Source organism: Rhodoferax sp. GW821-FHT07F03 (assembly GCF_059418745.1).
On the sequence record NZ_JBWKQM010000019.1, the window covers coordinates 1 to 9,321 of the forward strand.

10 protein-coding genes are annotated in these 9,321 nt (G+C 55.1%); 1 reads left to right on the forward strand and 9 read right to left on the reverse strand.

Annotated elements, in window-relative coordinates; all coding sequences use genetic code 11:
- Nucleotides 1-599 precede the first annotated feature (599 nt).
- From pqqE to AC07R0_RS23840, 7 genes are all read right to left on the reverse strand, one after another.
- Nucleotides 600-1,739 (reverse strand): pyrroloquinoline quinone biosynthesis protein PqqE, encoded by a 1,140-nt coding sequence (gene pqqE, locus AC07R0_RS23810; protein ID WP_495106740.1) that lies wholly within the window; start codon nucleotides 1,737-1,739, stop codon nucleotides 600-602.
- A complete protein-coding gene (pqqD, locus tag AC07R0_RS23815; protein ID WP_495106741.1) occupies nucleotides 1,732-2,004 on the reverse strand; it encodes a pyrroloquinoline quinone biosynthesis peptide chaperone PqqD in 273 nt (90 codons plus the stop codon). Before pqqD ends, pqqE begins: the two co-directional genes overlap by 8 nt.
- Nucleotides 1,998-2,750 (reverse strand): pyrroloquinoline-quinone synthase PqqC, encoded by a 753-nt coding sequence (gene pqqC / locus AC07R0_RS23820; RefSeq protein WP_495106742.1) that lies wholly within the window; start codon nucleotides 2,748-2,750, stop codon nucleotides 1,998-2,000. The genes pqqD and pqqC overlap by 7 nt, the downstream gene beginning before the upstream one ends.
- Nucleotides 2,743-3,672 carry a pyrroloquinoline quinone biosynthesis protein PqqB gene (gene pqqB, locus AC07R0_RS23825; RefSeq protein WP_495106743.1) on the reverse strand — a complete coding sequence of 310 codons (930 nt, stop codon included), beginning with the start codon at nucleotides 3,670-3,672 and terminating at the stop codon, nucleotides 2,743-2,745. Before pqqB ends, pqqC begins: the two co-directional genes overlap by 8 nt.
- Before the next feature lie 10 nt (nucleotides 3,673-3,682).
- Nucleotides 3,683-3,763 (reverse strand): pyrroloquinoline quinone precursor peptide PqqA, encoded by an 81-nt coding sequence (pqqA, locus tag AC07R0_RS23830; RefSeq protein WP_495106799.1) that lies wholly within the window; start codon nucleotides 3,761-3,763, stop codon nucleotides 3,683-3,685.
- Between the two features lie 54 nt (nucleotides 3,764-3,817).
- On the reverse strand, nucleotides 3,818-5,281 hold the full coding sequence (locus tag AC07R0_RS23835; protein WP_495106744.1) for a glucose/sorbosone family PQQ-dependent dehydrogenase: 1,464 nt from the start codon (nucleotides 5,279-5,281) through the stop codon (nucleotides 3,818-3,820).
- 162 nt (nucleotides 5,282-5,443) lie between these two features.
- Nucleotides 5,444-5,836 (reverse strand): MoaF-related domain-containing protein, encoded by a 393-nt coding sequence (locus tag AC07R0_RS23840; RefSeq protein ID WP_495106745.1) that lies wholly within the window; start codon nucleotides 5,834-5,836, stop codon nucleotides 5,444-5,446.
- Nucleotides 5,837-5,875: 39 nt separating this feature from the next.
- Between AC07R0_RS23840 and AC07R0_RS23845 the strand changes: the two genes are divergently transcribed.
- Entirely contained in the window at nucleotides 5,876-6,757 is an 882-nt protein-coding gene (locus AC07R0_RS23845) for a LysR family transcriptional regulator (RefSeq protein WP_495106746.1), read from the forward strand.
- Between the two features lie 359 nt (nucleotides 6,758-7,116).
- On the opposite strand, the gene AC07R0_RS23850 is transcribed toward AC07R0_RS23845, so the two are convergent.
- Nucleotides 7,117-8,208 (reverse strand): transporter, encoded by a 1,092-nt coding sequence (locus tag AC07R0_RS23850; RefSeq protein WP_495106747.1) that lies wholly within the window; start codon nucleotides 8,206-8,208, stop codon nucleotides 7,117-7,119.
- 122 nt (nucleotides 8,209-8,330) lie between these two features.
- A complete protein-coding gene (locus AC07R0_RS23855; RefSeq protein ID WP_495106748.1) occupies nucleotides 8,331-9,308 on the reverse strand; it encodes an amidohydrolase family protein in 978 nt (325 codons plus the stop codon).
- Between the last annotated feature and the right edge of the window lie 13 nt (nucleotides 9,309-9,321).

Genomic DNA, 9,321 nt, shown 5'->3' on the forward strand with positions numbered 1-9,321 from the left:
AGAAAGAAAACGGGTTTACGATGTCTGGGCCGAATCGCGAGAGGATTGTTTAGCTGTTTTCACACAGCCTCGGCCCATAGCGGCCTGTCGCAACAACGATTTACCCGAGTGTTTACGACTTTAAAAAACGTCTCTAAAATCCAACGCCCCTCAAACCCGCATGAATGCTAGGGCGCTGTTTACGACTTTATTAAACAAGGGCCTAACATTCATGCGGGTTTGCGGCGTTACGATTTAACAACGGTCATAGTTAAAGTCGTAAACAAAATTTCTAGATCTCGACTCGCCACTTTTTCGAGCTGCCATCGATGACGTGTTGGCCGAACTGCTTTATCTGACCTTATGTAACATCATTGGAAAAACTTCAAGGTGGTTTTATGGCACGTCGCAACTGCCCGTGATGTGTCGTGCAAATTTCCGAACACACTCAGCCTTATAACACTTCGGTTCATTACAAGCCTAAGTGTTTTGGGAGGTATTCCGTCGCACTTGTCTAGTCGCCGCAAGGTGCTATCGCTTGCAGCAAGCGCATCTGTGATCACCCCCTAGGCCAACTCCCAGGCGCATGACGTCGATCAAAGCACCCAGGGGTTCAACTTTCAAAACGACGGTATGCGTATTTCGGTACGCGATGTTGCATCGATTAAAGGTGAAAAGTGCCTCAACTGCAGCGGTACATCGCCAAGTTGGGATTCGTGGTGCGCCCATCTGATGACATGCTGGTGTTTTGGCGAACGTTCGCACACAGGGTCCAGTGTGCCAGCGTTGCCAGCTAGCGCCAAGGCCTGACAGCGGCAGCCGCCCCAGTCTTTCTGCTTGTCTTCGCAGCTGCTGCAAGGCTCGGGCATCCATTCAGTGCCGCGATAGGCGGCAAAGGCGGGAGACTTAAACCAAGCCGCTGCCAGCGTACTTGCGGGAAATTGCGGGAAGTCAAGATGCGTAAGTGTCAGCGCCGCATGGCATGGCAGCAACATGCCGTCGGGCATCACGTTAAGAAAGCGCTGGGCCCAGCCGCCCATGCAAGCTTTGGGACGACGCGCGTAGTAGTCGGGCATGACATAGTCGATCACCATGCTGCCCTTCAGCCGTTCCCGCCATTCGGCCACCAATGCGCTCATCTCCTCTAGCTGGGCCTCGCTCGGCATCAGCGCCGCACGGTTCTGCAGGCCCCAACCGTAGTATTGGGTATTCGCGACTTCAACACGAGCGATGCGCTGCTTGGCGGCATAGCACAGCACGGCGTCGAGTTCGCCGGCATTTTGTCTGGTCACGACAAAATTCAACGTCAGTGCCAGACCAGCGGCCTGGACGCTGGCAAGCGCCGCCTGCTTTCTGATCACACCACCTCTAAAGCCGGACAACGCTTCGGCCACAGGTTCATAGAGGCTTTGGAAGCTAAGCTGCACATGGGACAACCCGGCCTCGACCAGCTGCGCCAGTCTGGCATCGTCCAGCAGCACGCCGGAAGTAATCAGATTGCTGTATAGGCCTACGCCAGTTGCGTGTGCTATCAGTTCCGGCAGATCGGCCCGCGCCATCGGTTCACCGCCTGAAAAGTGCACCTGCAACACACCGAGTTCTGCGGCCTGACTAAGAACTGCACACCAGTCCGCAGTGGACATTTCGCTCGAAGCGGGCGTCAGCGCCAGCGGGTTGGAGCAGTAAGCACAGCGCAGCGGGCAGCGATGGGTCAACTCCAGCAGGATGGCCAGCGGAGGGCTTGGGTGTAAATCAGGCATCGCGCAAAAAACCCATCTCATTCATGGCAGTGAGCAGTGCTAGCACGTCGGCCCGGACCCTGACCAGCGGCGCAGTGAACTCGATGGCCAGCGTGTCGCAAAGCGCACCGATAGTTTGATTGTGGTTGCGTTCCAAAATCAGTCGTGCTATGTCGTCAAGCACCAGCATCCGCTCTGGTCCAAGCAAAACCCACTGCTGACGCACCGTGTCGTGCTTGAGGCGAGTGCCGGCTGCGAGCTGTACCATGCTATCAAGCGTCAGCATGGCGGCCGGTTCGGGTTGAAGGCGCCGGGCGGGATCATACCCGGCACAACATAGGCAGCATAGAGTGCATCGAGTTGAGCCCATAGCACGTTGCACTTGAAGGTCAGCGCGCCCAACACCCCCTGCTGCTCGGGCAAAGTCAGCGCGTGACGCTTGACGTAGTCGAGCGCGAATGCGGCGTCATCAGGCGCCTGACTCAACCGACGTCGGAAGTAGGCCAGAACCGACTCGTCGACGAAGTCGTAGCTCTCAAGCATACCGACAATGCGCTGTTGATGGATCGCCGGAGCAAATAGCTCCGTCAAACAGGAAGCCACGGCGATGACGGCCGGCTGACGTGCCACAAAATCGACGTAGGCCCCCACGGCGAACACGGTCGCCGGCAGCGCACCGCGTTGCGAAACGACATAATCGCGCGCCAGACCAAGACCGTCGGTGAGGACTAGCCAGCGCTCTATACCTCCCTCCTCGTCACCATAGCCGTCATGATCGAGGATGCGTTGTACCCATTTGCGGCGCAGTTCGCGCTCGTGTAGGCGGCTGATCAGTGCGGCGTCCTTGCGCGGAATAGCCGCTTGGTAGCAATACCGGTTAAGCGCCCAGGCTTGAACCTGCCCAACATTCAGCTTGCCGCCATGCAGCAGGTGATGAAAGGCATGTCGGTCGTGGTAACGCGTGTTGCCGATGGCGCGCAAAGCCTCTTCAAGCTCGGCCGGGGAAAGTGCGGCGGTAATCAGCTCACTCAAGGTGGAACTCCAGGCCGTCGCGCGCTAGTTGCCAGCCCGCCTCGTGGACCGCGCTCCGTTCCGGGCTGTCGGGTCGCCAGACGGGGTTGGTGTTGTTGATGTGAATGAACAGCTTACGTCTGAGAGGAACGTCTTGCCATAACGCGATGGCACCACCGTCGCCGCTCATTGGCAAGTGGCCCATGCGGGATGCGGTCTTATGGCCCGTGCCGCTAACGATCATCTCATCTTCGGTAAAGGTGGTGCCATCAAAGAGCAGGCTGTCTTCAGGTTGAATATGCACCTTGATGGAGTCAGGTAAAGCGGCGCAGCCAGGCAGGTAGAACAGCCGGCTACTGGAGCCGACTGCACTCAGCGCCAAACCGACTGTGTCTTCTGGCACGTTGCCAAGATGGGGGGCGCTCGGATCTTCGAGCCACAGCGCTGTTTTGCCAGGAATAGGAAAGGCCTCGACGCGCACGCCCGTATCATCGCCCTCGGCATCAAGCACGGATTGACGCTGGCCTAACGTGTATGTCCGGCGGGCGACGTATTCCCGATTCAACACATTAAATATAACGTTGGCGGCAAGTGCACTCTGCACGCGGTTGGTCGCGTACATTGAAAACGCTTGGCTCTCGCGCAGCGAAAGTAGGCCGGCCACATGATCAACATCAGCATTGGTCAGCAGGACTGCACACAACGGGCTCGAACGTGACGCGCGCTTAGGCTGCATTGCAGTGGTGGCGGCAAACTGCTGGCGGATGTCCGGAGAAGCATTTACCAGAACCCAGCGCACGCCATCGGCCGATACGGCAATCGACGATTGCGTCTGCTGCACCACCCCGCTACCTTGACGGGCGGCCTGGCACACGATGCAGGCGCAGTTCCATTGCGGCAAACCTCCTCCGGCTGCCGCACCGAGTACGATAACGTGCAACATAGGCCCCGGCTCAGCTTTCGGCGCTCATATAGCAGTTGATTTCACAACCGAGGCATATTTCAATGATTTGCGGGGTGGTCCAAGTACGCATAGTGTTTTCTTTCTTCAGATTGTGGCGAAATTGCCAGGAAACATCGGCAGATGACTATTTCGCTGCCGAATACTTAAAAGAGAGAATTGAGCCGGGGTTGTCCAACTTGAATGCTGCGCTGCCCTTGCCGCCAGTGCCCAGGCCACCCACGTCAGTTGCGACGTAAATGGTGCCGCCATCCTGACTAATCACGATTTCGCGGTAGCGGTTCAAAGTTCGGAAAATAGGTTGTGCGTCCCCTACCGGCAGGCTGTCGGTAGGATCAAGCTGCACGCGGTAGAGAACACCTCGTTTCAGGCTACTAATCAATAAGGAATGTTCCCAGCCCGGGACGCCAGCTTTACCACCTTTGTAATAAGCAATAGACGACGGTGCAATAGTGGGCCAGCAGATGAAGTACAGGGCATTCTCTGAACAAGCGGGATTGCTGTAGTTGTATTTACTGTCTGGGGTAAAGAAAGTTTTCAGTGGTTCGACAAAATCCGGATCGGACCAATCGGACTCCTGCTGTATCGGCACATTCGATGGAACCTCAAGACCATTTTGAGCCGGGTCCTTGAGTCCGTCACAGCCACCCTTAGCCTCAGAAAAATTGGCGTACGCATAGCCCGCATTGTCCTTGCGCCCGGCCACATTTGGCCAACCATAATTGCGCCCCGGCAGTATCAGGTTCAGCTCGTCATCGCTGTTCGGCCCATGATCAGTGGCAAAGAGCTTGCCCTGCGGATTGAAGACCATCCCCTGGGTGTTCCGGATTCCCCAGGCAAAAATGTGGCTCTTCACGCCATGAATCACGGGGTTGTCAGTCGGGATGCTGCCATCGAGATTAAGGCGAAGGATCTTGCCTTTGTAGTGCGCCCAGTTGCCGGCTTTTACTTCGTCGGCAGTGGGCAAGACCTGCGCCTCGTTCGGCCGACACAGATAGGAAATCTGATTGGCGCCTTGATCGCCGATAGAATAGTAAAGCTTCTTGTCCGGCCCGAACAGCAGGCGCGCCGACTGATGATCGTGAGCCGACACAAGCCCCTTCAGTACGTCCACGGGCGATACCAGCTTTCCGCTCTTGGCGTCATAGGTGTAACGGCGAATCATGGTTCGATTAGGGAACTCGCCACCCTCCCCGCTGGCATAGGTGAGCGACACGTAGACATAGTCATGTCCCTTGCCTTTGAGTAAATCAGGGTGCAGCGCCAGTCCGAGCAAACCATCCTGGGTATCGGAACCCTGTGCATCCTTGCTATGCACGGCGTCCGTCACTTCAATCAACACATCCACCTTTCCGCTTGCTGGGTCAACGCGCACTACGCGTCGTGAAACCTGTTCAGTAACCCATAGTTGACCATCAGGCCCCAGCATCATGTTGTGCGGATTGGCAAGGCCGGTGGCAACCACTTTCATCTCGAAGGGTTCAGCCATTGGTTTGATGGCCTCACCCGGTACCGGAGGCGTATCAGCCTGAGACGACAAAGCCAATGAGGCAAGTGTCATGGAAATGATCAATGCATAGCGGTTGGGCATGAATACTCCAAGATATAAAGAACGCCTCTTGTCCGAGAAGGCTCGTGATATAGAAAATTGCAACGAATGGGATGTGTGCAGAACGCTGTCTTGAGAGTCAGCTAGCACAAGTGGTTGTATCTAGCTTAGTACTCCAACACCTTTTGCGGTGCGAGTTGTCAATCAACGTATCTTTGTCAGAGATCCTTGAAGGAGCAGCGGCTTACCGTCGGGTAAGGTAACAAATGAATGAACTGTCTTCTGTTGAAAATCTTCAATGTGAACAACGAAACCGGTTTTATCAGACCAGCGAACGGCAAACTGACCATCGCGCAGAGGCGTAATGGTGTAAGTTACGGTTTCCTTCTCCCCGTCCGGGGCCCCGTTAGATGCATAAAACGTCATGGACGTTTCTGACTGAAAATCCAAATCGAACGCCATCGCCCCAAAGTCTGCTCGCCATACATGACCAATTGCAGGAAATTTTTCCATTTTTATTCTTTCGTTGTAATCAGAACTGAAAACACTTTCAGCAAACTGCACATAAATTTTATAAATACGATGAGGCGTGATCAAGGCAGATAATGCGACATCTGTGTTGCACAAATTGCACCAATGAACTTAAATCTAATTTCCCTTTTTTACGAAGTCGCGAAATCGAAGAACTTCTCGACAGCAAGTGAAACACTTGGCCTAGAGCGCTCGTCCGTTAGCCGAGGCATCGCAACGCTGGAGCGTTTGTTAGGAACTCAGTTGTTCAGCCGTACGACACGCAAGATCGCACTGACCAGCTCTGGTGTTGCGTTCTACCGCGAGATCGAACCACATATGCAGGGGCTTCGCGGCGCGGTGGCAGGTGCATCCGAAAAGGATGAGCAACCTTCGGGACTACTAAGGTTGTCGGTGGCTGTTGACATGGCAATCAACTTTCTACCCGATGTGATCGTCGGATTTCATGCCCGCTACCCCGCCGTGCGTCTAGACGTAAGAATAGAGAATCGCAAAATTGATATAGTTGAAGGCGACATTGATGCGGCCTTGCGTGTTGTTCTCTCACCGCTACCGGATTCATCGCTGATTGCAATACGGCTTTCCAAGTTGGAGTTCCGTGCCTATGCATCACCTGGGCATCTTTTGCGATTCGGCATCCCCAACACAATTGAGGAAGCAGCTCGAATGCAATGGTTAACGTTCAGGGCTGGCTATATTCCTGGTATCCCGATGCCGACAGAAAAACCTTCGATAGTGGCAGATGACATCCAGTTCTTACACCGCGCAGCACTTACCGGGCTAGGATTGGTGGCATTGCCGACGTTCTTAGCCCAACCCGAAGTAGCCGCTGGTCGTCTTGTTACCGTGCTGCCCAACCTCATTTACGGTAGCGGCGAACTTCTTTTCCTGCATCCACCAACAAAACGCTTGCCACGCCGAGTGCGTGCCTTTTACGAATACATGATCCATTATCTAAAATCCAATCCATTGATATCCGCATCGTGAGTAGCAAGAAGTTGAACTTCGCTTTTATAGATAGCAATCTGTTAAGGGCAAAACTGCGATGAAGAGCCCAACCTTTTAAATATCGTGAGCTTTGTCAAATGAGTTGGATGTATAGCGTCACATCGTATTCGCCAAATGGACAGCTTCCAGAAGCCGGAATCATGCAGCTCATTTTCAAGGTCCGGATACGCGCGACGCGCTCCTCGAGGTGTACGAAGAGACTGGAGATTGACCGCTGGACCTTTAATGCCAACATGGTGTAGCTACGCTACAGTGGTCATCTAATGCGCGTGGACTACTCAATCTAGTCACTAGTTATTGTCATGAGAGCCAATGCAGATATTGCCAAGTGATTTCTGTTAGAACACTTTGATAATCCGAATTTGATTGTAGTTACCGGTCTTTGCATTGCGCGAAGCGGCTGCCCTCATGTACTGCAGGGTCACCACTGCATCAATGCCAGGAATCTTGGTCGTGAAGAAGCCGCCGGCATTGACTGTCCTGTAGCGGCTCGCTCCCCAGGGATTGTTCGAGTCGTCCTGGAGTTGCTGCACATAGATCGTGTGCAGGCCGAAGACACCCAAATCAGTCTTATAGGCTGCGGCCCCCTCCAGGCTGGCCCAATTGCCGCTGCGGACATTACTGTCCTGGTTCTTCGTATTGGAGCCAAAGGTCAACTTGCCCGCGAATGCTATGTCAGGGGTCGGCAGGTAACCCAGTTGAACTGCTGGCCTGAACGTATAGAAGTTGCCGTAGCCGATGTCAGGGCCGGAGCTGGCATCATAACGGCCGGTTGGCAGTACCAACGATGCGCCAGCAAGCACGCGCCACTGCCGGGCTACATGCAGCCAACCGGCCTGCAGCTCTATATCTCCCATGCCGGAAATCTCACCCGTCTCGGCGGCAGCCTGCCCGGCCAAGTTTGCTTGATAGACGCCATCAAACCGCGATGCAACCGCCGTTTGTGTCGTTGGAGGCACCAACGAACTCCATCGCAGCGCCGGCGTGGATGCCGTTACACGGAAATTCTGTTGCTTAAAGCCGTAGGGAACTATCGCACCGAAGGCGATGCGCCCTCCACCATACTGGTCCGTGGTGATGTAACCCAGCGCAAGATTCCATAGTTTGACCTTTCCAGTTCCGTTGACTACCGCCACTTGCGCTCCGTAGTTCGGATAGAGAGCCGCAGGCGTTGGTGCCGGCAATGCCACAGTGCCGCCGGGCACTGACTTCGAGAGTAAATTTCCGTCATTGCCAGTCACCTTATGCACGTCGATGTGAGTCATGGCCAAGCCAGCGGCAAAACCGGTCGAATCAGGTGGGGCAAAAACCTCACCACCGAGACTTCCTGCAAGGTTGTAGCGGATCTGAAAGTCTTCTGCGGCATATGTGGCTTGATTGAAGAGGCCGAGCATTGTGATTGCAAATATTTTTGAAATGTGGCGTGGCATGAACGTCTCCTTCTGTAGTTATTGATATATTGAAAAGTGCGAGGCGCAGGGCAGCCCACGAGCCACGTGCTAGGGCTCACAAAACCTGCCTTAAAAAGGGATTCGACCTGCGGTTGTTCCGGTCAGCCAGGTGATACGGCGTATTTGGGGAACAGCTGCAGTGCGTGCGTCCTGTTAATGCCGTGCCGCGTAGCCTCGGCCCAAACTGTTCCCGATTCCAGCGTCTGCACTTGCAGCGCTGTTAGCGGCGCTGGTGCATAGGGGAAGTCACTGCCGAAGAGGACGTGATCGTGCTCAACCAGCTCTCGCAAGGTCGCCATAGACATAGCCGACGGCGACAACGCGGTGTCGAAATAGAATCGGCGTAGGTACGTAAGAACACCCTGCGGGGCTGTTTCTTGGACGTGCGGTATTGCATCTACGAGCGACGCGCGCCAAGCGACATAAGGCAGAAAGCCGCCGGCGTGCGCTAGGATCCAGCGGATGCGTGGATAACGCTCGGTAACACCGCGCAGAATGAGGTTCAGCGCAGCGCGGGTCGTGTCGCACAGGAACTCCAGCACAAACCCAGGTGCCACCAGCTCCAGTGCCGTGCTCGATGCGTGCATGTTCGGATGCACGAAGACGATAGCCTCACGCCGATTGAGTTCGACCATCAGTTCGTCATACCGAGGGTCGCCCAGAAAGTGTCCATCGGTACTACCGAGTAGGACAATGCCGTCCGCACCAAGCTCATCTAGCGCAAAAATCGCCTCCCGGCAAGCCTCCTGCGTAAACGGCATCGGCAGCACGGCGAAGAATCCGAAGCGGTTCCCATGCTGGGCAGGCAAACCGGCCGCGTACTCATTGCAGGACCGGGCCAAGGCAACCGCTTCATCCTTGCCACCAAAATACACGCCTGGCGCAGAAAGCGACAAGATGGCCGTCTGGATGCCATTCGCGTCCATGACGGCCAGGGACTTTTGCGGCGTCCACTCTGGGATCGGTGCCCCAGCCTCATGCGTGATGCCGCGGCGCATGTTCTCAGCCTGATATGCCGGCGGGAAGATGTGGTGATGGACGTCGATGCGTCCGGGGATCGATAAAGATGAACTATCCATACTACCTCCAATT